General features: G+C 69.5%; 24 protein-coding genes and 1 pseudogene. 19 read left to right on the forward strand and 6 right to left on the reverse strand.

The window, feature by feature from the left end; translation table 11 throughout:
* From EIO58_RS02530 to EIO58_RS02590, 13 genes and pseudogenes are all read left to right on the forward strand, one after another.
* On the forward strand, positions 1 to 1186 hold a 1186-nt coding region (locus EIO58_RS02530), incomplete at its 5' end, for a thiamine pyrophosphate-dependent enzyme (protein ID WP_240658532.1).
* Positions 1187 to 1204: 18 nt separating this feature from the next.
* Positions 1205 to 2152 (forward strand): sugar phosphate isomerase/epimerase family protein, encoded by a 948-nt coding sequence (locus tag EIO58_RS02535; protein WP_127818127.1) that lies wholly within the window; start codon positions 1205 to 1207, stop codon positions 2150 to 2152.
* A gap of 61 nt (positions 2153 to 2213) precedes the next feature.
* Positions 2214 to 3080: a sugar phosphate isomerase/epimerase family protein gene (locus tag EIO58_RS02540; RefSeq protein WP_127818128.1), complete on the forward strand. Its 867-nt coding sequence runs from the start codon at positions 2214 to 2216 to the stop codon at positions 3078 to 3080.
* A gap of 39 nt (positions 3081 to 3119) precedes the next feature.
* Positions 3120 to 3536: a tautomerase family protein gene (locus tag EIO58_RS02545; protein ID WP_127818149.1), complete on the forward strand. Its 417-nt coding sequence runs from the start codon at positions 3120 to 3122 to the stop codon at positions 3534 to 3536.
* A gap of 9 nt (positions 3537 to 3545) precedes the next feature.
* The gene (locus EIO58_RS02550; protein WP_127818129.1) at positions 3546 to 4625 is read left to right on the forward strand and encodes a transaldolase family protein; all 1080 of its coding nucleotides are present in this window, start codon (positions 3546 to 3548) and stop codon (positions 4623 to 4625) included.
* 62 nt (positions 4626 to 4687) lie between these two features.
* Positions 4688 to 4896 (forward strand): annotated as a pseudogene (locus EIO58_RS02555) (hotdog domain-containing protein); the annotation flags it as partial.
* Positions 4897 to 5203: 307 nt separating this feature from the next.
* The gene (locus EIO58_RS02560; protein ID WP_127818130.1) at positions 5204 to 5626 is read left to right on the forward strand and encodes a MarR family winged helix-turn-helix transcriptional regulator; all 423 of its coding nucleotides are present in this window, start codon (positions 5204 to 5206) and stop codon (positions 5624 to 5626) included.
* Between the two features lie 78 nt (positions 5627 to 5704).
* Complete coding sequence (locus EIO58_RS02565) at positions 5705 to 6091, forward strand: hypothetical protein (protein ID WP_127818131.1); 387 nt, start codon at positions 5705 to 5707, stop codon at positions 6089 to 6091.
* A gap of 63 nt (positions 6092 to 6154) precedes the next feature.
* Positions 6155 to 6712 (forward strand): cation transporter, encoded by a 558-nt coding sequence (locus tag EIO58_RS02570; protein ID WP_446723861.1) that lies wholly within the window; start codon positions 6155 to 6157, stop codon positions 6710 to 6712.
* Positions 6713 to 6722: 10 nt separating this feature from the next.
* Positions 6723 to 7703: a Gfo/Idh/MocA family protein gene (locus EIO58_RS02575; protein WP_127818133.1), complete on the forward strand. Its 981-nt coding sequence runs from the start codon at positions 6723 to 6725 to the stop codon at positions 7701 to 7703.
* Between the two features lie 106 nt (positions 7704 to 7809).
* A complete protein-coding gene (locus tag EIO58_RS02580) occupies positions 7810 to 9174 on the forward strand; it encodes an APC family permease (protein ID WP_127818134.1) in 1365 nt (454 codons plus the stop codon).
* A 9-nt stretch (positions 9175 to 9183) separates the two neighbouring features.
* A complete protein-coding gene (locus EIO58_RS02585; protein ID WP_127818135.1) occupies positions 9184 to 10422 on the forward strand; it encodes an amidohydrolase in 1239 nt (412 codons plus the stop codon).
* Between the two features lie 67 nt (positions 10423 to 10489).
* A complete protein-coding gene (locus EIO58_RS02590) occupies positions 10490 to 11740 on the forward strand; it encodes an alpha/beta fold hydrolase (RefSeq protein WP_127818136.1) in 1251 nt (416 codons plus the stop codon).
* A 65-nt stretch (positions 11741 to 11805) separates the two neighbouring features.
* On the opposite strand, the gene EIO58_RS02595 is transcribed toward EIO58_RS02590, so the two are convergent.
* The 3 genes from EIO58_RS02595 to EIO58_RS02605 all read right to left on the reverse strand — a co-directional run bounded on the left by EIO58_RS02595 (position 11806) and on the right by EIO58_RS02605 (position 15196).
* The gene (locus EIO58_RS02595; protein WP_127818137.1) at positions 11806 to 14088 is read right to left on the reverse strand and encodes an esterase-like activity of phytase family protein; all 2283 of its coding nucleotides are present in this window, start codon (positions 14086 to 14088) and stop codon (positions 11806 to 11808) included.
* 168 nt (positions 14089 to 14256) lie between these two features.
* Positions 14257 to 14433 (reverse strand): CsbD family protein, encoded by a 177-nt coding sequence (locus EIO58_RS02600; protein WP_127818138.1) that lies wholly within the window; start codon positions 14431 to 14433, stop codon positions 14257 to 14259.
* 55 nt (positions 14434 to 14488) lie between these two features.
* Complete coding sequence (locus tag EIO58_RS02605) at positions 14489 to 15196, reverse strand: YrzE family protein (RefSeq protein ID WP_127818139.1); 708 nt, start codon at positions 15194 to 15196, stop codon at positions 14489 to 14491.
* 144 nt (positions 15197 to 15340) lie between these two features.
* Between EIO58_RS02605 and EIO58_RS02610 the strand changes: the two genes are divergently transcribed.
* Positions 15341 to 16156: an alpha/beta fold hydrolase gene (locus EIO58_RS02610; protein ID WP_127818140.1), complete on the forward strand. Its 816-nt coding sequence runs from the start codon at positions 15341 to 15343 to the stop codon at positions 16154 to 16156.
* Positions 16157 to 16195: 39 nt separating this feature from the next.
* Here the strand turns inward: EIO58_RS02610 and EIO58_RS02615 are convergent, their stop codons facing one another.
* Entirely contained in the window at positions 16196 to 16636 is a 441-nt protein-coding gene (locus EIO58_RS02615) for a hypothetical protein (protein ID WP_127818141.1), read from the reverse strand.
* Between the two features lie 129 nt (positions 16637 to 16765).
* Between EIO58_RS02615 and EIO58_RS02620 the strand changes: the two genes are divergently transcribed.
* The 3 genes from EIO58_RS02620 to EIO58_RS02630 all read left to right on the forward strand — a co-directional run bounded on the left by EIO58_RS02620 (position 16766) and on the right by EIO58_RS02630 (position 19502).
* Entirely contained in the window at positions 16766 to 18148 is a 1383-nt protein-coding gene (locus EIO58_RS02620; protein ID WP_127818142.1) for a pyridoxal phosphate-dependent decarboxylase family protein, read from the forward strand.
* Positions 18149 to 18462: 314 nt separating this feature from the next.
* The gene (locus EIO58_RS02625; protein ID WP_127818143.1) at positions 18463 to 19176 is read left to right on the forward strand and encodes an acyl-CoA synthetase; all 714 of its coding nucleotides are present in this window, start codon (positions 18463 to 18465) and stop codon (positions 19174 to 19176) included.
* Complete coding sequence (locus EIO58_RS02630) at positions 19173 to 19502, forward strand: amino acid transporter (protein WP_127818144.1); 330 nt, start codon at positions 19173 to 19175, stop codon at positions 19500 to 19502. The genes EIO58_RS02625 and EIO58_RS02630 overlap by 4 nt, the downstream gene beginning before the upstream one ends.
* 10 nt (positions 19503 to 19512) lie before the next feature.
* Here EIO58_RS02630 and purB read toward each other — a convergent pair whose 3' ends face one another.
* Positions 19513 to 20892 (reverse strand): adenylosuccinate lyase, encoded by a 1380-nt coding sequence (gene purB / locus EIO58_RS02635; protein WP_127818145.1) that lies wholly within the window; start codon positions 20890 to 20892, stop codon positions 19513 to 19515.
* A 42-nt stretch (positions 20893 to 20934) separates the two neighbouring features.
* Entirely contained in the window at positions 20935 to 21441 is a 507-nt protein-coding gene (locus EIO58_RS02640) for a low molecular weight protein-tyrosine-phosphatase (RefSeq protein ID WP_127818146.1), read from the reverse strand.
* A gap of 190 nt (positions 21442 to 21631) precedes the next feature.
* Here EIO58_RS02640 and EIO58_RS02645 point away from each other — a divergent pair, with 190 nt between their 5' ends.
* Both EIO58_RS02645 and EIO58_RS02650 read left to right on the forward strand, forming a co-directional pair.
* Positions 21632 to 24268: an ExeM/NucH family extracellular endonuclease gene (locus EIO58_RS02645; RefSeq protein ID WP_240658533.1), complete on the forward strand. Its 2637-nt coding sequence runs from the start codon at positions 21632 to 21634 to the stop codon at positions 24266 to 24268.
* A gap of 314 nt (positions 24269 to 24582) precedes the next feature.
* The gene (locus EIO58_RS02650; protein ID WP_127818148.1) at positions 24583 to 24876 is read left to right on the forward strand and encodes a hypothetical protein; all 294 of its coding nucleotides are present in this window, start codon (positions 24583 to 24585) and stop codon (positions 24874 to 24876) included.
* Positions 24877 to 24886 lie beyond the last annotated feature (10 nt).

The raw sequence follows: 24886 nt of genomic DNA on the forward strand, positions 1-24886 counted from the left end.
CGGGGTCATCTACTCCGGCGCCGAGGACCAGCTGCGCGCGCTCGTCGAGGCCACCGGCATCCCGGTCGGCACGTCGCAGGCCGGCGGCGGCGTGCTGGACTGGGACCACCCGCAGTACCTCGGCGGCGTCGGCGCGACCGGCACGCTCGCCGCGAACCACCTCGCGGCCGAGGCCGACGTCATCATCGGGATCGGCACCCGCTACAGCGACTTCACCACCGCGTCGCGCACCGCGTTCCAGAACCCCGACGTCACCTTCGTCAACATCAACATCGCCTCGTTCGACGCGTACAAGCACGGCTCGCAGCTGCCGGTGATCGCCGACGCGCGCGAGGCGCTGACCGAGCTGTCGATCGAGCTGGAGGGCTTCGAGATCGGCCGCGACTACTCCGAGCGCATCGCGCAAGAGAAGGCGGGATGGGATGCCGCGGTCGACGCCGCGTTCGCACCCTCGGGTCTCGCGCTGCCCGGCCAGCCCGAGATCATCGGCGCCGTGCAGTCCGCCAGCGCCCCGGAGGACGTCATCGTGCAGGCCGCCGGGTCGCTTCCGGGTGACCTGCACAAGCTGTGGCGGGTGCGCGACTCGCTCGGGTACCACGTCGAGTACGCGTTCTCGTGCATGGGGTATGAGATCGCCGGCGGCCTCGGAGCCAAGCGGGGCCTTCTCGCCGATGGCGACGACCGTGACGTCATCGTCATGGTCGGCGACGGCTCGTACCTCATGCTCAACACCGAGCTCGTCACGGCGGTCGCCGAGGGCATCAAGATCATCGTCGTGCTCATCCAGAACCACGGCTACGCGTCGATCGGCCACCTGTCCGAGACCGTCGGCTCCGAGCGCTTCGGCACCTGGTACCGCGAGTACGACGGCGAGGCCCGCAACTTCCAGGGCGAGAAGATCCTGCCCGTCGACCTCGCCATGAACGCCCGCAGCTACGGCCTCGACGTCATCGAGATCAAGCCCGGCGCCTCGGCAATCGACAACCTCAAGGCCGCCGTCGCGCAGGCGAAGGCATCCGACCGATCCACCTTCATCCACATCAACAGCGACCCGCTCATCTACGCGCCCGACGGCGACGGCTGGTGGGACGTGCCGGTGCCCGAGGTCTCGACCCTCGTGAGCACGCAGCGGGCGCGCGACGAGTACCTCGCCCAGCAGTCCAACCAGAAGCCGCTGCTCGGCTGAGAGCACGAACGGAGAACCATGACAGACTCACTTCCTATCGACGCGGACGTCACCGTCGACCGAGCGGCCGGGCTGCGCATCGGCACCGCCCCCGATTCGTGGGGCGTCTGGTTCCCCGACGACCCGAACCAGGTGCCCTGGCAACGCTTCCTCGACGAAGTCGTCGCCGCAGGCTACTCGTGGATCGAGCTCGGCCCCTACGGGTACCTGCCCACCGACCCGCATCAGCTGGAGGACGAGCTCGGCACGCGCGGTCTCAAGCTGTCAGCCGGCACTGTCTTCACGGGGTTTCACAAGGGCGATGACCAGTGGCAGCGCGCATGGGACCAGGCGCTCGCGGTCGCGGGCCTCGCGTCGAAGCTCGGCGCCGAGCACCTGGTCGTGATCCCCGACATGTGGCGAGACGAACACGGCGCTGTCATCGAGCCACGGACTCTCACAGACGAGCAGTGGGCGAAGCTCGCTGCCGGACACAACCGGCTCGGCAAAGCGCTGCTCGAGGAGTTCGGGGTGCGCCAGCAATTCCACTCGCACGCCGACAGTCACATCGGCACCACTCGCGAGGTGCTGCGGTTCCTCGACAACACCGACCCTCACTACACGAACCTGTGCCTGGACACCGGCCACTTCGCCTACTACGGCGGCGACAGCGTCAAGCTCATCCAGGAGAGCCCCGATCGCATCGGCTACCTACACCTGAAGCAGGTCGACCCGTCGCTGCTGTTCGACGTGCTGAAGAACGACGTGTCCTTCGCGGATGCCGTCCCGCAGGGCATCATGATCGAACCTCCCCACGGAGTTCCCGAGTTCGGGCCGATCATCGACGCCGTCGCCGCGATCGACCCCGATATCTTCGCGATCGTCGAGCAGGACATGTACGGCTGCGACGTTGACCGCCCGTTGCCGATCGCGCAGCGCACCCGCGAGCACATCTTCCGCTGCACGCACCTCGCACGCTTCCACTGATCACCCACGCCTCGAGCGCATCCCACCGCGTCTCCAGCCGGCATCCTGAGAGGAATCCAGCATGGTCCGCATCGCCTTGGACCCCACGCCGTACCACCACGACCATGAACTGCTGCAATTCCCGGAGGTGGCAGCGCGGCTCGGATTCGAGCATCTGCAGCTGACGCCTCACGTAGACTTCATGCCGTTCTTCCGGTACCCGAAGGCAGACGACGACCTTGTCGTGAAGCTCAAGAAGAGCGTCCGTGACGCCGGTATCACCATCCCCGCCGTACTGCCCGTGCAGCGCCTGTCGTGGCCGGATGAACCGCAGCGGGAAGCCGCCGTGCGCAACTTCAAGCGGATCATCCAGCTCGCTGTCGAGCTCGAGGTGCCGGTGATCAACACCGAGTTCTCGGGGCGTCCCGAGAGAGCCGAAGACTCTGAGGCGGCGTTCTACCGATCGATGGAGGAGTTGCTCCCTCTCATCGAGGTGGAGGGCTTGCGGTTGAACTTCGACCCGCACCCCGACGACTTCGTCGAGGACGGCCTAGAGGCATGGCGGATCCTGCGGGGTCTCAACTCGTCCGCGGTCGGCTTCGTCTACGTGGCGTCCCACACGTTCCACTACGGAGATCAGGCACGCACACTGATCCCACAGCTCGGCACCAGGCTGGGGGCGGTCTACACAGCGGACACCTTCGACCACCGCCGGTCCCACGGCCTGCGCTACATCTCCAACCCGCCCGGAAACGCCGCCCGGGTGCACCAACATCTGCGGATCGGCGACGGCGACGTCGACTGGACCGAACTGTTCACGATCTTGCGAGACTCCGGGTGGCTCGACGCCGCCGACGCGCTGATCGTGTCCAACGTGTTCGCCGAAGACGAAAACGCCGACGACGTCTCACGCCACCAGCTCAGCACCATCCGCGAGCTGGCCGGCTGACGCGCCCCGCCCGCCCACACCCGCGCTCCAGGAGTGATCATTCCTCTCGTCTGTATCGACCACAGCGACAACCGCACCAACGCGACAGGGATCGCCGGTACGATCCACGACGCCATCGTGAGGGTCTACGAGATCCCGGAACGCGACCGCTTCCAGGTGATTACCTCTCGCCCAGCAGCGACGATTGTCGCGGAAGACGCCGGACTCGGCTTCGACCGGACAGACCCGGTGATAATCCAGATCTTCACGCAGCACGGCCGCAGTATCGGCGCCAAGCAGCGCCTCTACGCCGAGATTGCCTCCCGCCTCGAGCAGGTCGGCGTCGCCGGCGCCGACGTGTTCATCAGCTACGTCGAGAACGGCCCGGAGGACTGGTCGTTTGGATTCGGCCGTGCCCAGTACCTCACCGGCGAGCTGGCCGTGCCACTGGCAGATCCCACCGCATCATCACGCTGAAGGAGCATCATGACGACCACCGCGATCGACCACGCGCCGCTGGCACGCGCAGCCGCACTCTTCCCCACCGCACTGTGGAACGACTCCGCCGACCCCGACGAACTGCGCAGGTCCATTGCGTTCGGCGCGGTAGGTGCGACCTGCAACCCAGTGATTGCCTACACGGCCATCAAGAACCGTCCCGATGTCTGGGGCCCGCGGCTTCGTGAACTGGCCGACGAACACCCCACGTGGGGCGAATCGCAGCTGGGGTGGCAGGCCGTCCGCGAACTCTCGATCGCGGCCGCCGCTCAGCTGCTGCCGGCATTCGAGGCCTCCGGAGAGCGCAACGGTCGCCTCTCGATCCAGACCGACCCGCGCCTGCACCGAGACCGGGACGCGCTGGTCGCCCAGGCGGAGGAGTTCTCCCAGCTCGCACCGAACATCATCGTGAAGATCCCCGCCACCGCCACCGGCATCGCGGCATTGGAGGAGGCCGCGTACCGCGGCGTTAGCATCAACGCGACGCTGTCCTTCACCGTCGCGCAGGCCGTCGCGGTCGGCGAAGCACTTGAACGTGCCCTCGACCGTCGAGCTGCGGAAGGTCTTGCCGAGCAGGAGTTCGGCCACGTCGTGACGATCATGGGCGGCCGTCTGGATGACTGGCTGAAGACGTGGACCGCGAAGAACCGCATCCTCGTGACACCGGGAACACTCGACTGGGCAGGTGTAGCCGCGCTCAAGCGCGCACACCAGATCTTCACCGAGCGCGGCTTCCGCAGTCGCATCCTCTCCGCCGCGTTCCGCAACTCGCTGCACTGGTCCGAGCTCCTCGGCGGCGACCTGGTCATCTCCCCGCCGTTCGACTGGCAGGCGCGCATCAACGAAAACGACCTCCAGGCCGCCGACCGGATCCAGGTGCCGGTCGCCCCCGAGATCCTCCACGAGCTGCTCTCGCTCTCCGAGTTCACCCGCGCGTATGAGCCGCAGGGGATGAGCCCTGAAGAGTTCGCCGACTTCGGGGCGTCTCGGAACACCCTGCGGCAATTCCTCGACGCCGACGCACAGCTGGACGCTCTCGTACGCGACGTCCTCGTCCCCGCGGCGTGAGGCGATGACCGGAGAATCCGACGATGTGACGTTCAGGTCCCGAAGGTGGGTGCGCCCGGAGGACCTCAGCCCGTCAGGGTGACCTTGTGGAGCTGGGGATCCGGGTCACCGCCTTTGGCCGCACCTCGCTGACTATGCGCGCGGAGGTACGGAACATGGTCACCCGCGCGCGGATCCTCGCGATTGAGATCGTGTTCGTGAGTCTGGATGAAGACGGCACGCCGCAACCGCACGGCTACACGACATCAGCTACAACCGGGATCGGCTTCCCCGCTGCTTCAGCGCCCGCGAACGGGGGTGTGGCGACGCCTTAGCGTCACCCACGAGTTCGCTCTTGGCGCATCAGCAGATCAGACCTCGCCGCGATCCGACGGCAGGAAGCTCGCGCGAGATGATCCGCGGCGTGGAGACTGGTGCGGATGTAGGAACAAGCCATTTCGCGTGGAATCCTGAGCGCAAGACCACCGCCAACTACCGTGGAGTCCGCATTTCTCCGCCATCTCGCCCGGGAACCTACAGTGAGGTGACGATCCTCGGTCCGCCTTCGGTTCGTGAGGATCCAGGCGATATGATCCGGTGTGGATCACTCCGATGAGGACATCATCGCGTCGATGATGGTGACCGGGCACCGAGCTGCCCGGCTTCTCGAATCGCGACTGGACACGGGAGTCAGCGCCGGCGAGGCCGTGCTGTTGCGCGTTCTCGATCGCGGGCCGGCGACGATGTCGGAGATCATGGCGACCCTGCACATACGAGCATCCACCGCGACCAGTCTCGTGTCCAGATTGGTGGATGCGGGGTACGCCACACGCGGCCACAAGCCAGGCGACCGCCGATTTCGCGTCATCGCGCTCTCCGAGGCGGGGAGGGACGCTGTGGCTCTGATATCCCCGACGTTCGACGAGATCAACAGCGCACTTGCGGCCGCTTCGCGGACGAGCGCAGTGCATGGCTATAGGTCGCTCGTCTCAACGCTGTCTGACATCGAGTCAATCGACTGATCCCACTCTGCGGCCCAGGTCAGGCTCTTCCATCTACTACGATCTCGTACTACGATCTCGTAGTAATGGAGGTGCGCTGTGGACGATGTCCAATTGCTCGAGAGCTTCGCCAGCGGAACCCTGCGGGAGTTCCCTCACTCCGATCACATCCGAGTGGTGTTCCTGCGGACGCGATCACATGGCACGGAGGAAGCGCTCCAATTCATGTCGGACGGCATCCGCCAGATGGCAGAGTCTGCAGGAGCCCCGGAGAAGTATCACGCAACGATCACCGCCGCGTGGACGAAGATCGTGGGGGCGCTCGTGCAGACCTCGGACCCCCGCACAGGCTTCGACGAGTTCCTCACGGAGCACTCAGAGCTGCTGCGGCGCGACCTGCTCCTTGAGTACTACACGCGCGATCTGCTGCGCAGCACCGCGGCACGGGCATCGTTCGTCGAACCAGACATCCGTCCCCTTCCATGACCGTCGACTCGATAGACCTCCCGCCTCACGACGACCAGCCTGCCTCCCTGTCGGCGACACACTGTGGCGGGGGTTCGCTTCAGACGGGGAGCACATCGACTCCGACGTCCGGCGGCCGCTTCTGCACTCGTTCCGGAGATTCTTCTGCGACGAGGCGGATGTCGACTCCTTCGCTGGGAAAAGGGCACGCTGCGCGTCATCGCAACGGCCTTCTTCGCGCTCGCCGCGTACGTCACCGCGACTTCGCTGTTCGCGCTGATCAGGCACGTCGAGGTCGCGCACTCTCCTGTCGGGATCGTGATCACTGCGCTCAGTGTCGTCGTCATGCCGCTGCTCTCACTCGCAGAACGGCGAGCCGGGCGAGAGCTCGGGTCGGCGACAGCCGTCGCCGACTCGAAGCAGACGCTCATCTGCTCGTACATCTCCGCAGCGGTGCTCATCGGGCTGGTGGTCAACGCCACGTTCGGGTGGTGGTGGGTCGATGCGATCGCCGGGCTCGTCATCGCCGCCTTCGCCGTGCGAGAAGGCCTCGAGGCATGGCGCGGCGACGCATGCGCCACCTCGGTCGGGATGCTCCTGGAAGATGATGAGGACGGCCACGAGCACGACCCACACACGTGAGGAAACTCCCATGATCCGACTCGCCACGATCGGCACGAGCGCCATCGTGCGCACCTTCCTCGGGGTCGTCCGTGGCGTCGACGGCATCGTCCCCGCCGTCGCGTACTCGCGCGACCTCGACCGGGCCCGTGCGTTCGCCGCCGACAACGGGGTGGCCGAGGCATCCGCCGACCTCCACGCGCTGCTCTCGTCGGGCGAGGTCGACGCGGTCTACATCGCGTCTCCGAACGCGCTGCACCACGCCCAGGCGCTGCGGGTGCTGCGAGCCGGCCGCCATGCCTTCATCGAGAAGCCCGCGACGCTCACGGCGGGTGAGTTCGCCGAGCTCGTCGACGAAGCGGCAGCGCACGGTGCGGTGGTGTTCGAAGCGATGCGCAGCGCTTACGACCCGGCGTTCGACGAGGTGCGCCGACTGCTGCCCGAGCTCGGCGTCGTGCGCGCGGTGTCGTTCTCGTACTGCCAGCGCTCGGCGCGCTATGACCGCGTGCTCGCAGGCGAGCGCGTGAACATCTTCGACCCGGCGCTCGGCGGCGGCGCCCTCAACGACCTCGGCGTGTACGCGATCAGTGCGCTCGTCGACCTCTTCGGAGAGCCGACCGATGTGTCGGCCAGCACGATCCCCATCGCATCCGGCGCCGACGGGGCCGGTGCCGCACTGCTGCGCTACGACGGGTTCGTCGCCGAGGTGTCGTACTCGAAGATCGCCGCCTCGGCGCGGCCGAGCGAGATCCAGGGCGAGCGCGCCACCCTCGAGATCGACCACATCGCTGCGCCCGCGAGGCTGACTCTCCGCCGCGCGGACGGAACGGCCGGTGTGCACGAGATCCGCGATGCGGCGGCGAACACCGGAGCACCCGAACTCAATATGGAGTTCGAGGTGCGGCGGTTCCTCGACCTGGTGGCGGGAGCGGATGCCGCCCCCGACCACGCTCGCACGCTCGCGGCGCTGCGCACCCTGGAGCGGGTCCGTGCTCACTCGAGTCCGGCCTGACCCGCAGAGCTCTCAGCGCGCAGGCCTAGCCGCTGACCACGTCGCGCGTCAATCCCCGTGTACGTGACCCGGCCGCCCGCCAGTCTGGTACCGAGGTGATGACCACATGCCAGGGCAGGCCACGCAGAGCACCGACACATCTTCGCCATCGGGCGGCGGCCTCAAGCGCGCCATCGGCACGCCGCTCCTCCTCGCATTCATCGTCGGCGACACCCTCGGCGCGGGCATCTACACGCTGGTCGGCACGATGTCGGCGGACGTGGGAGGAGTGATCTGGCTGCCGCTTCTGATCGCCCTCGTGGTCGCGCTGCTCACGGCCGGGACCTACGCCGAGCTCATCACGAAGTATCCCCACGCCGGTGGGGCCGCGCGCTACGTCGAGCGGGCGTTCGGCGTTCCCTACCTGTCGTTCCTCGTCGGCTTCCTCATGATGGCCGCGGGCATCACGACCGCGGCGGCGCTGGCCAACGCCTTCGCGGGCGACTACCTCGGCGCGCTCGTCGACCTGCCGCCGATCCCGACGGCTCTGGTCTTCATCGCGCTCCTCACGCTCATCAACCTGCGCGGTGTGCGAGAGTCGCTCGGAGTCAATCTCGTCGCCTCGGTCATCGAGGTGACGGGGCTGGTCGTCGTCATCGTGGTCGCCGCCGTGGTCTTCGGCGGCGGCGGAGGTGACGCGTCCCGCCTGGTCGAGTTCGCTCCCGAGGTGCCGCCGCTGCAGGGCGCGTTCGCGGCATCCGTCATCGCCTTCTTCTCTTTCCTCGGCTTCGAGGCAGCCGCCAACATGGCCGAAGAGGTCCGCAACCCGTCGAGGTCGTACCCCCGTGCGCTCTTCGGAGCGATCGGCGTGGCGGCGGTGGTGTATCTGCTCATCGCGCTCGGCGCGGTCATCGTCGTGGCTCCCGGCGTGCTCGCGGAGTCGACCGGACCGCTGCTCGAGGTCGTCGCCGCGAGCGGGCTCGCCGTTCCTACGTGGCTGTTCAGTCTCATCGCGCTCATCGCCATCGCGAACGGCGCGCTCCTCTTCATGGTCATGGCCAGCCGGGTCGCCTACGGACTCGCCGAGACGAATCTTCTTCCGCGTGCCTTCGGCCGCGTGCTGCCGCGGAGGCGGACGCCGTGGGTGTCGATCCTCGTCGTTGCAGGAGTGACGATGGCGCTCTCTCTCATCGGCGACATCGCCACGCTCGCCGAGACGACCGTGCTGCTCCTGCTCCTGGTGTTCCTGTCTGCGAACGTCAGCGTGCTCGCGCTGAAGAAGGACCGGGTCGCGCACCCGCACTTCACGGTCCCGCGCGTCGTGCCGGTGCTCGGGATCATCGCGAGTCTCGTGCTGCTGGCCCAGCAGACAGGTCTCGTCTGGCTCGGCGCCGCCGGCTACGTCGTGGTCGGCTCGGTGCTGTTCCTCGTGGCCCGCGCCGGACGCCGGAAGGAGCCCGGCCCGCCCGCCGGTGACGCGTCGGCGTCATAGGTTGGAAGCATGGCTCACATCCTCGCCGTCACCGGCGGCTACGTCGTCCCCGTCAGCTCCGATCCCATCGAGGGCGGCACCGTCATCGTGACCGACGGTGTCATCACCGCCGTGGGCGGTGCCGAGACTCCGGTTCCCGGCGACGCCGAGGTGGTCGACGCATCGGGCAGCTGGGTCGTGCCCGGCTTCGTCGAGGCTCACGGGCATGTGGGGGTGCACGAGGAGGGCGAAGGCTGGGCGGGCGACGACACGAACGAGATGACCGACGCGAACGGCGCCCGTTTCCGCGCGCTCGACGGCATCGACATCGATGAGGAGGGGTTCCGCGACGCCCTCCGGGGAGGCGTGACGAGCGTGGTCGTCAAGCCCGGTTCGGGCAACCCGATCGGCGGGCGGACCGTCGCGATCAAGACCTGGGGCGGACGCACCGTCGACGAGCAGCTTCTCGCGATGGATGTCTCGGTGAAGTCGGCGCTCGGCGAGAATCCCAAGCGCGTGTACGGAGACAGGAAGCAGACGCCGGCGACACGCCTGGGCGTGGCCTCGGTGCTGCGGGATGCGTTCGTCGCCGCACAGGGCTACGCCGACAAGCGTGCGGCTGCCGCTGAGAAGGGTGAGGCGTTCGAGCGCGACTTGGGCAAGGAGACGCTCGCCGCGGTGCTCGCTGGAGAGCTGATCTGGGATCAGCACTGTCACCGCCACGATGACATCGCGACGGCGATCCGCATCGCCGAGGAATTCGGCTACACCCTCGTGGTCAACCACGGCACCGAAGGACACAAGATCGCCGACGTGCTGGCCGAGAAGCGGATCCCGGTCATCTTCGGCCCCATGCTCACCTCCCGGTCGAAGGTCGAGCTGCGCGACCGCGCGATCAGCAATCTCGCGCTTCTCGCCGCGGCCGGTGTGAAGGTCGCGATCACCACGGACCATCCCGTGGTCCCGATCGATCAGCTGCGCCTGCAGGCGATCCTCGCGGTGCGCGACGGCCTGCCGGCGGCGACAGCGCTGCGCGCCCTCACCACGAATCCCGCCGAGATCCTTCGTCTCGACCAGCGTGTGGGCGCACTCGAGGTGGGTCGTGACGGCGACGTCGTGGTCTGGTCGGGCGACCCGCTGACGGTGGAATCACGCGTTCAGCGAGTGCTCATCCAGGGCCGCACCGTCTACGGACCGGCATCGGATGCCTCGGCCCCGCGCGTCGTCGAGCGCTGGGAGCGATTCGGTCGGGCCTCCTGGCTGGGATAGCCGGCACCGCGGGCTCTCTCGCGCCCGGAGGCTCGGCATCCGTCGGCGCGCGCCGTAGGCTCGCTGCATGTCCGTGACGACGCGCCGCATGCAGGATCTCACTGTTCACGACCACACGCTCACCGTCCCGCTGGTGTGGGACGATCCAGCGGATTCGCGCACGATCGAGGTGCATGCCGCCGAGGTGGTGCGCGAGGGCGGCGAGAACCTGCCGTACCTCGTGTTCCTCCAGGGCGGGCCCGGACACGAGGCACCGCGTCCGTTCCACTCGCCTGCCGCGCCGTCGTGGCTCGACGCGGCGCTCGAGCACCACAGGGTCGTGCTGCTCGACCAGCGCGGCACGGGCCGTTCGACGCCGGTCGGCGACGCCGACCTCGATCGCGGCGACGAGGAGCTCGCGGAGTACATCACCCACCTGCGCGCCGACGCGATCGTCCGCGACTGCGAGGCGATGCGCGAGCACCTGGGCGCGGCCACGTGGAGCGTGCTGGGGCAGTCGTTCGGCGGGTTCACCACGCTGGCATATCTGTCGACGGATGCCGCGTCCCTCGAGCACGTCTACATCACCGGTGGCCTGAGCGCCGTAGGGCGGCATCCCGACGAGGTGTACGCGCTGACGTACGACAAGATGCGCATCGAGTCCGAGCGGTACTACCGGCGCTTCCCCGGGCATCGCGAGAGGATCCGGCGCGTGGTCGACCTCGCCGGCGACGGCAGGCTGGTGCTGCCCGACGGAGAGGTGGTCTCTGTCTCGCGCGTGCGCTCGCTCGGGGCCCTCCTCGGCAGCAACGACGGGTGGCAGACGCTGTGGACGCTGCTCGAGCACGAGCCGCACACCAACGCGTTCCGCCACGACTTCGCGGCGGCGATGCCCTTCGACGCGCGCAATCCGCTGTACTACGTCTTCCATGAGTCGAGCTATGCCGACGGCAACGCGACGCGGTGGTCGGCCGATCGCGTCGAGCCCGAGGACTTCCGCGCGGATCCGACGCTTCTCACCGGCGAGCACGCGCGCCGCGACTGGCTCGACACCGTGCCCGGCCTGCTGCCGTGGCGCGAGGTGACGTTGGCGCTCGCCGAGGTCGAGTGGCCGCGGCTGTACGACGCGGCGGCCATCGCGGCATCCGGGGCCCGCGGCGCGGCCGCCGTCTACGTCCACGACGTCTACGTGCCGTTCGAGTTCTCTCTGGAGACCGCCCGGCTCCTCCCCGGCGTGACGCCGTGGATCACCAGCGAGCACGAGCACAACGGGCTGCGGTCGGGCGGCGACGTGCTCGAGCGCCTCATCGACCTCGCGCACGGCCGCCGCGTGCGCTGACCGGAACGACGAAGGAGGGGGTGCCGCGGCATCCCCCTCCTCGCGCGGGCTCGGTGCGATCCGGCTCAGCCGGCGAGCGTCATTGTGTCGATCGTGACCGCGGCGATGCCCGGGTGGTCGCTGAAGACGCCGTCCATGCCGGCGTCGATGAACACGCGCAGCTCGCCGGCGAGGTCGCCGTGGGCGGCCGGGTCGGCGCTCGAGCGGTACTCGGCCGGAAGGAACTGGTTCTCGGCCCGGAAAGTCCAGCCGTGCACCGAGAGGCCCTCGGCGTGGGCGTCGGCGATCACGGGCGTCGGCGTCCCGAGCGTGCCGGCCGCCGTGCGCGGGATCATGACCGACTTCTCGAGGCCGACGCCGTCGGCATACGTCGCGATCTCGGCGAGGCCTGCCGGGGTCACCAGGTCGCGGTACGTGCGCGGGTCGCCCGCGAGCGTGAAGTCGTACGGGCGGCCCGACGAGCTCACGAGCTGAGCGAGCGTCACGTCGGTGAGGCCGTCGAGGTCGCGCAGGTTCGCAGTCTCGAAGCTCTGCAGGATCACCGGCGCGTCGGCGCGGTCGAGCCCGTTCGCCTGCAGCGCCGCGACGAGCGGCTCCTCGAGCGACAGGCCGATCGAGTCGAAGTACGAGGGGTGCTTCGTCTCGGGGTAAACGCCGACGGGGCGGCCGTCGCAGCTCACCGAGTGGCGCGCGAGGTCCATGACCTCGTCGAGCGTCGGGATGAGGTAGAGGCCGTCGAACGCGGTGTTCCCCGGGCGCACCTGCGGCAGGCGCTCCTTGGCACGGAGGGTGCGGAGCTCGGCGAAGGTGAAGTCCTCGGTGAACCAGCCCGTGATGCTCGTGCCGTCGATGACCTTCGTGGTCTTGAGGGCCGCGAACTCGGGCCGGGCCGCGACATCCGTGGTGCCCGAGATCTCGTTCTCGTGACGGGCGACGAGCACGCCGTCCTTGGTCGAGACGACGTCGGGCTCGATGTAATCGGCGCACTGCACGATCGCCGTCTCGTACGCCGCGAGAGTGTGCTCGGGACGCGAGCCGCTCGCGCCGCGGTGACCGATGAGGCTCACCGTCGACGGCTCGAGCTTCGTCTTGTCGAGGTCGATGACGGCGAATTCGGTGTCGTCCGGCGTGCCCGGGATGCGGGCGTCGTTGCCGGGGTAGTTGTTGTCGTTGCCGATGAGCAGGCTGCCGTCCTTGAGCTGCAGCACGGTCTCGAACGACTGCACCGGCAGCGAGAAGATCTCGCCGGTGCCATAGCCGTCGCCGGCGCCGATGCCGCCGGGGTTGGCGATGCGCAGCGCATCGAGCACGAGCGACTTGACGACGTAGCCCTCGGCGTCGGTGCGGCGCAGGTCGACCTCGTACACGCGCTTGGTGACGGCCTGCTCGCCCTCGAAGTCGTCGCGCTCGATCAGCAGCAGCACGTCATTGCGCACGGTGAAGGCGTCGCCGATGACGTTGGCCTCCTGGTCGGTCTGGTAGCTCCAGGTGCGACCGGTGTACTCGCCGGCGCGAGTGTCGAACTCCAGGATCTCGCGGCGGCGCAGGTCGGCGTCGTCGGCGTACGAGCCCTCGACCACCGGATAGAGATAGCGGCCGCTCGTGGACGTGGCCATCGCCTCGAACCCGCGGCTCGCCCGCACGCGGGGGGTTTCGCCCGCGGCGAGGTAGGGGTTCTGCGGCGACTTGGCCCCCTCGAGGGCGTACGGCTTCTCGAGCAGCGTGCCCTCGGCGTCGAAGTGAAGCAGGAACGGTCCGAACTCCTCGCCGACCCAGAACGTGCCGTCCTTCGCGCGCACGACCGACTCGATGTCGAAGTCGGCGCCGGTGAGGAGCCGCTCGTCTGTGCCGTCGTTCACGATCGGGAAGTCGAGCACCTGGTCGCGGTCGTTGTAAGAGATGAAGCTCTCGATCTGGATGGAACCGTCGCCGCCGTCGGCCGTCTGCCAGGCGGGACGCACCAGGTAGTTGCGCAGCAGGAAGTCGGCCGAGTTGCCCTTCGAGCCGAACCCGTTGTCGGGCTGCGCCCAGAACGTGCCGTCGCCGTTGTCGATCATGGCCGAGAACCCGGGGATCACCTGGCCCGCCCACGGACCGGTGCGGCCGTTCCCGGGGCTGGCGAGGGCTCCCGACGGCGGTCCCGGCTCGAGGTGGTCGGCCGACAGCGTCGCCCGCGCCACGAGCGTCGGCACGTGGGTCTGCACGTAGGGCGACTGCGAGCGTGGCCCGGACGGGTTCGTCGGAGGGGCGGCGCTTGCCGCCGTGGGGAGAAGGGCGACCGCAGCAGCGGTGGCGGTCGTGACCGTGAGCAGGCGCATCAGCGCGCGCGACGTGCGATTTCGACTCATGCCCCGACGCAATCGGGGCAGTTCTGCCACACGATGACAATGGTCCGACCAATCACGGGCGGTTCGGTGAACGCGCGGCGAGCGGCTGGTGAGAATTCGCTCACGCGACCGTGCGCAGACGCCGCGATGCCCCGGGATCGCATGACCCCGGGGCATCGCGACGGCAGGTCACCGGTCGTCGGTGAACGCGTCCTTGACGCCGTCGCCGGCCTTCTTCATCTTGGCGCCGGCTTGGTCTGCCACGCCCTCGGCCTGAAGGCTCTCGTTGTCGGTCGCGTCGCCGATCTTCTCCTTCGCCTTGCCTTTCATGTCTTCCATGTTGTGCTTCATGTCGTCCATGCCCATCGGGGTCATCTCCTTGTTCTCGACTGGATCATCGGGGGTTCAGGGCGGTCGCGGCTCATTCGCCGAGACCGACGCGGTCGACCCGGCGGTGGTAGCGCATTCCCGCCATGCCGCCGAGGACGGCGGCGGCGAGCGTGACGATCGCGGCACCGAGAGCGGTGAGGATGCCGGTGGCCGTGGCGGTCTCGGGCGTCACGGGGATCCGCGGGAAGCCGTCGAGGCTGCCCAGAATGTCCCACTGGCTTCCGGCGACCGCCGTGAGGATCGCGACGATCACCGCGAACACGACGGCCCACAGCCAGACCGCGAGGCCCTGCTTGGCACCGCTGAACCGCGCCATCCGGCCGGCCACGTAGCCGCCGGCGAAGTATGCGAGGAACAGCACGACGGCGACGGCTATCGTGCCGATGATCGTCGCGGCGCCCATGTTCTCGTTCGCCGCCTCGGCGGCGTCCTCCATGGACTCGGGGGCGGTGAGGCCCAGCGCCGCGCCGACGGCTGCGACGACCGCGGTCAGGAGCAGCAGCGCCCCCATGGCCGTCAGCCAGCCGAGGAACGCCGAGCCGAACTTGAACCCGCCGAACCTCTCATGTTCGCGTTGGACGACGTCCTCGCGCAGCGTGGGCCGGTCGTCCGCGACCGTGCGCTCGCCGGCGACGACGTGGCGATCGTCCGCGACGGCATCACCGTCCGCGTCGTAGCGGACCGTCGGCGGGTCGGCGCGCCGACCCGCCGGTTCGTCGGAGGTGTGGTCGGTGCTCATGCCGAGAAGCTATTCGGTGCGCGTGGTTCACCTAGGCCGCTTGCCAACCGGACGCGAGGGGCGTAATCTCTGCCGCCCTGAGCGATACCTGACTCATGGAGCCCGCCGCGCCTGCGGCCGACTCCGGGGGAGCAGAATGGCGGCATGGACGCCTCCGCGCTCGTTCGCACCGAGATGCCCGCTCCGAGCTTCGTCATGTCGGAGGAGGGCTACCAGCTCGCGACTTACGCGTGGGGCGATCCGGATGCCGAACCCGTGCTGTGCGTGCACGGCTTCGCATCGAGCTGCCGTGACAACTGGGTCGAGACGGGCTGGGTGCGCGACCTCGTGCGCGCCGGGTACCGCGTCATCGGCGTCGACCAGCGCGGGCACGGTGCGAGCGACAAGCCGCACGATCCGCGGGCGTACTCTATGGACTCGTTCGTCGCCGACCTCGTCGTCGTGCTCGACACGTACCTCGTCAGCGAGGTCAGCTATGTCGGATACTCGCTCGGCGCGCGCGTCGGCTGGCAGTTCGCCGTCGACCACCCCGAGCGCGTCCGGCGGGCCGTGCTCGGCGGCATCCCTGATGGCCGCCCGTTGGCACGGCTGCAGATCGACCAGGCCCGGGCGTATGCCGAAGAAGGCATACCCGCCGACGACCCGGTGACGCGAAACTACGTGACGCTAGCCGAGCGCGTGCCCGGGAACGATCTGCGCGCCCTCGTCGCCCTCGCCGAGGGCATGCGGCTCGGAGACGCCGACCCGGATCCGCAGCGCCCGCCGGTGCAGCCCGTGCTCTTCGCGACAGGCTCCGACGACGCGATCCTGCCGCGGTCCCGCGCGCTGGCGGCGAAGGCCCCCAACGGCAGGTTCGAAGAGATCCCCGGTCGCCATCACTTCAACACGCCAGGCTCTCGGGTCTTCCGGCAGGCCGCCGTGCCGTTCCTCGCCGGCGCCCCGCAGACCGCCGACGCCTGACGGCACCGCTGCCGCCGCTCGCTGCGCGGGGACTGCGGCTCAGTCGACGGCGGCCTTCACCAGCTCCGTCACGCGCTTCTCGACCGCCGGGCTCCACGCGATGACCGCGAAGCCGATCGGCCACATGTCACCGTCGTCGAGCGTCGCGGGGTCGTCGAAGTTGATGGTCGCGAAGCGCGTCTTGAACTTCGACGCGGGCTGGATGAAGACCACGACCTTGCCCGCCTCGTTCGCGTACGCCGGAAAGCCGTAGAACGTCTTGGGCACGAGGTCGGGTGCCGTCTCGCTCACGACCTTGTGCAGGCCCTCGGCCAGTACCTTGTCAGTGCCCTCGAGCTGCGCGATCGCCTCGAGCACCTGCTTGGTGCCCGCCTCGCGGCTCTTGCCCGCCTTCGCCTGCGCGCGCAGCTCCTTCGCGCGCTGCTTGACGGCGTCGCGCTCGTCCTGGGACAGTCCGTCCTGGGTCGCCTTGCCTGCCATGGTCTGCTCCTTCACACTCGTGGGCCTTCCAGCCGATGGTCACAACGCTACGGATGCGGTCGCCGGCGCGCTTCTCCATATCTGCGCGATCCCGTTACCGTGATGAGCAGCCCGAGAGCAGGAGCAGACATGTCCGCGACATCCCCCGCCCAGATGCACGCGATCTCCGACGAGACGCGTGGCACGGTCGACGACGTGCTCGACTATGCGCGGCGTCGCGCGCTGTACCAGGACGTGCCGCTCGACAAGCCGATGACGCCGCGGGACCTCGCACGCCTCGCCTCCGGCTCGATCACCGCCGGCGGCATCGGCGCCCGGCGCGCGATCGCGCTGTTCGAGAACGTGCTCGCCCCGGCGTGCCTGTCGACCGACCACCCGGGGTACCTGTCGTTCATCCCCTCGGCCCCGAGCAAGGCCGCGCTCGCGTTCGATGTCGTGGTGTCGGCATCCGCCGTCTACGGAGGCTCGTGGATGGAGGGCGCCGGCGCCGTCTTCGCCGAGAACGAGGTGCTCCACTGGCTGGCGGCGGAGTTCGGGATGCCGGAGGGCTCGGGCGGCGTGTTCGTCCAGGGCGGCACGATCGGCAACCTGTCGGCCCTCGTCACCGCGCGCGACGCGGCGCGCCGCCGCAGCCGCGAGGCCGGGCGACCGGATCCGGCACGGTGGATCGTGGTGTGCAGCGCCGAGGCGCACTCCTCGATCGCGTCTGCCGCGGCCGTCATGGACGTCGACGTCGCGACGGCACCGGTCGACGCCGGCGGACGGCTGCGCGGTGATGCCGTCGCGCGCGTGCTCGATGATCTCGGCGATGCGGTGTTCGCCGTGGTCGCGACGGCCGGCACGACGAACTTCGGCATCGTCGACGACATCGCAAGCGTGGGAGTCGAGGCCAACGCGCGCGAGGTCTGGTTCCACGTCGACGGCGCCTACGGCCTGGCCGCGATGCTCGTCGAGAGCGCGCGGCCCGCATTCGCGGGCGTCGAGCTCGCCGACTCGGCGATCGTCGACCCGCACAAGTGGCTGTTCGCGCCGTTCGACGCGTGCGCGCTCATCTACCGCGAGCCCGCGCTGGCACTGTCGGCGCACACCCAGAAGGCCGAGTACCTCGACACCCTCACCGACAAGCCGGACTGGAACCCGTCGGACCTCGCGGTGCAGCTCACCCGCCGAGCGCGCGGACTGCCGCTGTGGTTCTCGCTCGCGACCCACGGCACCGAGCAGTACCGCGCGACCATCGCGTACGGCATCGACCTCGCTCGCCGCATCGCCGACGAGATCGAGTCGCGCGACGGCCTCTCGCTCGTGCGCGACCCTCAGCTCTCCGTCGTGGTGTTCCGCCGCGAGGGATGGTCGGCGGCCGACTACGCGGCGTGGTCCGACCGCCTGCTCGACGAGCAGCATGCGTTCGTCGTTCCGAGCTCGCACGCCGGCGAGCCGGTGCTGCGCTTCGCGATCGTGTCGCCCCTCACCACGTTCGAGCTGCTCACCGGGATCCTCGACACCCTGGCCTGAGGCATCCGTCGTCACCGCCCGCCCCGTCACGAAATCAGGTGATCTCACCGAGGCAGGAGGAATCCGCGCGATTCGTCCTGCGCCGGCGAGATCACCTGATTCGGCGACCGCTTGACCGGCGGTCCCCCTCGGGCGCCGTCCACGTCGCCGTTCCACTCGCCGCGGGGTGCGTCGAGGGGAGCCCCCGCCGGCGGGGCCCCACGCGGGTCGCCCGGCGCCTCGGGGCACATGGGCCCAGCCGCGACGGGCGGCGCACGTAGGATGGAGGGAGTCGTTCCCCATCCTGGGAACGACTCCGCTCCGCAGGAAAAGCCGTGACCTCAGCCGAATCCCGCACGTTCGACGTGCGGCACGTGCAGCTCGCACGTGCCGCGTTGGCGGCGCTCGCGGCGATCATGATCACGTTCTCACCCGACCACTCCGCGGCGGTCGGGATGGCCGTCTTCAGCGGCTTCGCGATCGCGACCGGCCTCGTGCTGCTGCTGTCGGTGTGGCTCGTGTACCCGACGGGCCGGCGCTGGCAGGCGGGCGCGCTCGGCGGCCTGACGGTTCTCGCCGGCATGATCGGCGGACTCGGGCCGATGCGCACGGTCGCCGGCTTCTTCGCCGTCGTCATCGCGTGGGCGCTCATCAGCGGAGCGCTGGAGCTCATCGTCGGCTCGCTCGGACTTCGCGGCCGCACCGAACGGCGTGAGATCGCGCCGGGCGTCGCCGACGCACGGCCCCCGGTGCCCGTCGGCCCGCGCTCCGAGAGCCGTGACGCCGTCGTCGCCGGCGCGATCACGCTCCTCCTCGGCGTCGCGCTGCTGTTCGTACAGCCCGCGTACGCGCTCGACTACACGATCGAAGAGGCGCGGCAGACGTTCACCCTTACCGGGATCACGATCGGCGTCGGCCTCCTCGGCGGCTACGCCGCCATCGTCGCCGTGTACCTCGGCATCGCGGGATTCTCGCCCCGCGCGGGCGCCTCGCAGGCGACCGAATCACCCGCGTCCACCGACGCGGCCGACCAGAAGGACACCGCGTGAGTGACGACCGTCCCACCCGCCGCGACCTCATGAAGCCCCTGCAGCTGCTGGGCCTCGCGTTCGGCGCCGCCGCGTTCGCCGGCATCGTGACGCTCGTGTCGATGGGATTCTTCCAGCAGCGCACCGCCGAGGAGGCTCAGGCGGCGATCGTGCTCGCGCTCATCATCGCGGGCGTGAGCTTCATCGCGGTGCTCCTGATCGTGTCGCTGCTGCTGCTGGCCGTCGATCCCGCGCAGGTGACGAAGCAGGTCGACCGCCCGGTGCTGCTCCCCGGTGAGGATGACGAGCGACCGGATGCCGCGGCATCCGGTGACCCGAAGGACTGAGGCCCGACGCCTACAGCTCGTCGACGAGCTGCGACGCCAGGCCGTCGTACGTCGCGGGTGTGAGCGCGAGCAGGCGCTGCTTCGCGTCGTCGCCGATGTCGAGGCCGCGCACGAACTCGGCGAGCTCGGCGGCGCCGACGCGGCGGCCGCGGGTGAGGTCCTTCAGGAGCGCGTACGGGTCGCTGATCTGCGAGCGGCCCGCCGCGATCTCGGCGCGCACCACAGTCTGGATCGCCTCGGCGAGCACCTCCCAGTTCGCGTCGAGGTCGGCCAGGAGCACCTCCTCGGCGAGGGCGATCTCGCCGAGACCGCGCTGGAGGTTGTCGAGCGCGAGCAGCGAGTGGCCGAGTGCGACGCCGATGTTGCGCTGCGTCGTCGAGTCGGTGAGGTCGCGCTGCAGGCGGCTCGTGACGAGCGTCTGCGACAGCGTGCCGAGCAGGCCGCCGGCGATCTCGAGGTTGGCCTCGGCGTTCTCGAACCGGATCGGATTGATCTTGTGCGGCATGGTCGACGAGCCTGTGGCGCCCGCGACCGGGATCTGCGTGAAGTAGCCGATCGAGATATAGGTCCAGACATCCGTCGCGAGATTGTGCAGGATGCCCCCGGCATGGCGCACGCGGTCGTACAGCTCGACCTGCCAGTCGTGCGACTCGATCTGGGTGGTGAGGATGTTGAAGTCCAGGCCGAGTCCCTCGACGAACTCGCGCGAGACCGCGGGCCAGTCCACGTCGGGCGCGGCCGACAGGTGCGCCGACCAGGTGCCGGTGGCGCCCGAGAACTTCGCCAGGTACTCCCCGCCCTCGATCTGGTCGGCGACGCGGGCGAGCCGCCATGCGAAGACCGCGAGCTCCTTGCCCATCGTCGACGGCGTCGCAGGCTGACCGTGCGTGCGCGACAGCATCGCGGCGTCGCGGTGCGTCACCGCCAGGTCGCCGAGCGTCACGATCACGGCGCGGAGCTTCGGCAGCCACACGCGCTCGACGGCGCGGCGCACGGTGAGCGCGTACGACGTGGAGTTGATGTCCTCGCTGGTGCACGCGAAGTGCGTGAGCTCGGCGATGCCGTCGAGCCTGAGCGACGACAGCCGGTCGCGCACCAGGTACTCCACGGCCTTGACGTCGTGACGGGTGACCGACTCCTTCTCGGCGAGCCAGTCGATCTCGTCCTGTCCGAACTCGACGTACAGCGCGCGCAGGCGCTCCTTGTCGGCGTCGGCCAGCGGCGACGTGCCGAACAGCGAGCGGTCGGCGAGCGCGATGAGCCACTCCACCTCGACCTCGACACGGGCGCGGTTCAGGCCCGCCTCCGAGAGGTACTCGCCGAGCTCGCCCACCGCGGCGCGGTAACGACCGTCGAGCGGACTCAGGGGCTGAGGGGGCAGAGAGGTCACGGTGGCTCCCGTCGGGCTTCGAAAGCGGCCGGCCGATCGGCGCTACGGCACCGGTCGGATCGCGGGTTCGAGTTGCCGGAAGAGCGCCCGGCTCGCGCTCTCGATCATACCGAGCACCTCGTCGAACATCCGGGCCCCCGCGTAGTACGGGTCGGGCACGTCGAGTGTGCGGGCGGACGGATCGAACGACAGCAGCAGCGCGATCTTGTCGGCGTCGGCCTCGCTGCGCGCCCAGCCCCGCAGGATACGCTCGTGGCTGCGGTCGAGCGCGACGACGAGGTCGCCGTGCGCGAAGTCGGCGTGGGTGAACTGCCGCGCGCGGTGGTGGGTGCCGTCGTACCCGGCGCGCGCGAGCGCTTCGACCGTACGCTGATCGGCCTGCTCGCCCACGTGCCAGTCGCCCGTGCCGGCGCTCGTCGAGGCGACGCGGGCGCCCAGGCCGGAGGCATCCGCGAACTCCCGGAACACGACATCTGCCATCGGCGACCGGCAGATGTTCCCGGTGCAGACGAAGACGACGCGGAAGGGCTCCACGGCGCTCGCGGTCATGCGCTCCATTCTGGCCCGGCGCTCGCGAGCGCCCAAGTGCGCCGGCGACCGCATCCCGACACCGGACGTTAAGGTTCTCTCTTCCTCGAGGTCTTCCGCGACGGATGCCGCTCCCCTACGTTGTGAGGACCGAGGAGGGTCATGCGTGCCCTCCTCCGTCGTGCATCCGCTCGTCCCCCCAGGAGGATCCGTGCCCCGTCCCACCCGCCGCATCACCGCGGCCCTCACCGCAGCGGCGCTCGCCGCCGCCGGAGTCGTGGCGTTCGCCGCGCCGGCGGCCGCGGCATCCGGTGATCTGCTCATCAGTGAGTACATCGAAGGAACGTCGAACAACAAGGCGATCGAGATCTACAATCCCAGCACCGCCGCCGTCGACCTCGGCACGACCGGCTACTCGCTACAGGTGCACTTCAACGGGTCGGCGTCTGCGGGTCTCACGGTGCCGCTCGCCGGCACGATCGCACCCGACGACGTGTTCGTGTTCGCGCACGCCTCGGCCGGGCCCGCCGTGCTGGCGCAGGCCGACCAGACGACTTCCTCGGGCGTGTTCAACGGCGACGACGCCGTCGTCCTCGCCAAGGGCGGCGCCATCGTCGACGTCGCCGGGCAGATCGGGTTCGACCCGGGCAGCGAGTGGGGCGCCGGTCTGAACTCCACAGCCGACAACACGCTGCGCCGCACCGCGGCCACGTGCGTCGGCGACACGAACGGCTCGGACGCGTTCGACCCGGCCGCGGGATGGGTCGGCTTCGCGACCGACACCTTCGAGGGGCTCGGCGCGCACGACGCCGACTGCGCGCTCGACCCGACCGATCCGACCGATCCCGTCGTCGCGGACTGCGACGCCGAGCCGGACGCGATCGGCTCGGTGCAGGGCGCCGGCGCGGCCACTCCCGTGCCGGGCGAGGCGGTCCTCATCGAGGGCGTCGTGGCCGGCGACTTCCAGACCGGCGGCTACGACGGCTACTACGTGCAGGACGCCGGCGACGGCGACTCCGCCACCTCCGACGGCATCTTCGTGTACGCGCCCGGCGGCGCGGCGGTGGCCACCGGCGACGTGGTCTCGGTCGCCGGCACGGCGACCGAGTTCTTCGGCATGACGCAGGTCTCGGCCACCGATGTCGAGGTCTGCGCGACCGGCCAGGCGCTTCCCGCCCCGACCGCCCTGACGCTCCCGGCGAGCCCCGATCAGCGTGAGGCGCTGGAGGGCATGTACGTGACGCTGCCGCAGCAGCTCGCGATCGGCGAGACGTTCGAGTACGGCCGCTACGGCACGATCACGCTGACCGTCGGCCGCCAGTACCAGCCGACAGGGCTCTACGACGCCGGATCGCCCGAGGCGATCGCGCTCGCCGCGAAGAACGTCGCCGAGAGCATCACCGTCGACGACGGGCGGGGCAACCAGAACCCCGACCCGGCGATCCACCCCGACGGCTCGGAGTTCACGCTCGAGAACGCATTCCGCAGCGGCGACCTCGTCACGGGCACCACGGGCGTCCTCGACTACCGCTTCGACACCTGGGCCGTGCAGCCGACCGAGGGCGCCGACTTCGCGCCGGGCAATCCCCGCACCGAGGTTCCGAACGTGGGCGGCGACCTGAAGGTCGCGAGCTTCAACGTGCTCAACTACTTCACGACGCTCGGCTCGCGGGGCGCGAACGACCCGGCCGAGTTCGAGCGCCAGGAGACCAAGATCGTCACAGCCCTCGCCGAGATCGACGCCGACGTGTTCGGCCTCATCGAGATCGAGAACAACGGCACGGCCGTCGCCGCCCTGGCAGCAGCGCTCAACGAGCGCCTCGGCTCGGAGGTGTACGACTACATCGACACCGGTGTCATCGGCACCGACGTCATCACGACGGCGCTCATCTACAAGCCCGCCTCGGTGACGCCGGCCGGTGCGCACCAGCTCATGAACCAGTCCAAGGACGCGCGGTGGCTCGACGACTTCAACCGTCCCGGCCTCACGCAGAGCTTCGCCGACGCGAACGGCACGACGTTCACGGTGGTGGTGAACCACCTGAAGTCGAAGGGCTCCGACTGCAACGACGTCGGCGACCCGACGGACCCGAACGGCCAGGGCAACTGCAACGTCGTGCGCACGCAGGCCGCGGCAGCGCTCGCGGACTGGCTCGCCACCGACCCGACGGGTCAGGGCGCGGGGCGCGAGCTCATCATCGGCGACCTCAACGCGTACGCGCAGGAGGACCCCATCCAGGTGCTCACCGGCGCCGGTTACACCGACCTGCTCGCGCAGTTCCACGGGACGGATGCCTACTCGTACATCTTCGACGGGCAGCTCGGCTACCTCGACTACGCGCTCGCCGGCGGCGACGTGCTCGACGAGGTGACCGGCGCTGCGACGTGGAATGCCAACGCCGACGAGCCGAGCCTCATCGACTACGACATGACGTTCAAGCAGCCCGCGCAGGACGCGCTGTATGCGCCCGACGCCTACCGCTCGAGCGACCACGACCCGGTCATCGTGGGGCTCGCCCTGACGTCGCCCGACACGACGCCGCCGACGATCGAGGCGACCCCCGACCCGTCGTTCGTGTTCCCGCCCAACAACAAGTGGCGCACGATCGAGATCCACGTCGACGCCGAGGACGACCGCGGCGACGTGACGGTGGAGCTCACCGACGTCTCGGTCACGGGCAAGTCGAAGAGCGAGTGGCGGCAGACCGGCGACCGGACGTTCGAGGTGAAGGCCGTGAACGGCGCGGTCTACAGGTTCACGTGGACGGCGACGGATGCCGCAGGCAACACGTCCACCGACACCGCGGTCGTGGTGGTCGGCAAGAAGGGTCTGTCCTCCTTGTCCTGATCGCACGCGAACCCGCACGAGGCGCCGCTCCTTTCGGGGCGGCGCCTCGGCGTTGCGGCGCGGGGTGGCCGCGGCATCCGTTGCCCGTACGGCTGAGCCGGCTGGCACCGGCTCACAGGCTTCGCAGTTCTGCGCGTGATCCGCAGCATCTCGGGCCCCGGGTGCGAGGTTCGCGCGAATCTGCGAAGTCGGCGGACGGTTCGGGCGAGAGTGGGCAAGCGGTCGGCTCCTCCCCAAGCGCCGCCCGTCGTGTGGTGTGCACAGATCGCCCGGTGCGGAGCCGGGCCCGTCCCGGTGGGCGACAGCATGGACGCGTGAACGCCCCCGCCTCGCACCAGCTGGCCCTCGTTGTACGCGACCTGACGGCGATCATCGAGCGATTGACGGATGCCGCGACCGCCGCGCGGACCCTGTCCGCGGCGACGGACTGGCAGTCCGCCGCCGCGACCGCGTTCCACGACAAGGCCGACGCATGGGCGGGCCAGGTCGCCGGACTCGTCTGCGTCGCCGAGACCGCGCGGACGGATGCGGCGCACGCTCGTGATCGCGCCGCCCTCCGCGAGGCCGACGCCTACGCGGCGGCCTTCGCTCCGGCGGGCGCACGATGAGCGGCGAACT

It is taken from the genome of Microbacterium sp. CPCC 204701 (assembly GCF_004010105.1).
Lineage (GTDB): Bacteria > Actinomycetota > Actinomycetes > Actinomycetales > Microbacteriaceae > Microbacterium.

Excerpts from the sequence above, each read along its gene's own strand:
- EIO58_RS02575 (WP_127818133.1), top strand. The coding sequence starts at position 6,723 with ATGATCCGACTCGCCACGATCGGCACGAGCGCCATCGTGCGCACCTTC.
- EIO58_RS02605 (WP_127818139.1), bottom strand. The coding sequence starts at position 15,196 with ATGAGCACCGACCACACCTCCGACGAACCGGCGGGTCGGCGCGCCGAC.
- EIO58_RS02535 (WP_127818127.1), top strand. The coding sequence starts at position 1,205 with ATGACAGACTCACTTCCTATCGACGCGGACGTCACCGTCGACCGAGCG.
- EIO58_RS02580 (WP_127818134.1), top strand. The coding sequence starts at position 7,810 with ATGCCAGGGCAGGCCACGCAGAGCACCGACACATCTTCGCCATCGGGC.
- EIO58_RS02595 (WP_127818137.1), bottom strand. The coding sequence starts at position 14,088 with ATGAGTCGAAATCGCACGTCGCGCGCGCTGATGCGCCTGCTCACGGTC.
- EIO58_RS02610 (WP_127818140.1), top strand. The coding sequence starts at position 15,341 with ATGGACGCCTCCGCGCTCGTTCGCACCGAGATGCCCGCTCCGAGCTTC.
- EIO58_RS02600 (WP_127818138.1), bottom strand. The coding sequence starts at position 14,433 with ATGGGCATGGACGACATGAAGCACAACATGGAAGACATGAAAGGCAAG.
- EIO58_RS02620 (WP_127818142.1), top strand. The coding sequence starts at position 16,766 with ATGTCCGCGACATCCCCCGCCCAGATGCACGCGATCTCCGACGAGACG.
- EIO58_RS02640 (WP_127818146.1), bottom strand. The coding sequence starts at position 21,441 with ATGACCGCGAGCGCCGTGGAGCCCTTCCGCGTCGTCTTCGTCTGCACC.
- EIO58_RS02615 (WP_127818141.1), bottom strand. The coding sequence starts at position 16,636 with ATGGCAGGCAAGGCGACCCAGGACGGACTGTCCCAGGACGAGCGCGAC.
- EIO58_RS02540 (WP_127818128.1), top strand. The coding sequence starts at position 2,214 with ATGGTCCGCATCGCCTTGGACCCCACGCCGTACCACCACGACCATGAA.
- EIO58_RS02550 (WP_127818129.1), top strand. The coding sequence starts at position 3,546 with ATGACGACCACCGCGATCGACCACGCGCCGCTGGCACGCGCAGCCGCA.
- EIO58_RS02585 (WP_127818135.1), top strand. The coding sequence starts at position 9,184 with ATGGCTCACATCCTCGCCGTCACCGGCGGCTACGTCGTCCCCGTCAGC.
- EIO58_RS02590 (WP_127818136.1), top strand. The coding sequence starts at position 10,490 with ATGTCCGTGACGACGCGCCGCATGCAGGATCTCACTGTTCACGACCAC.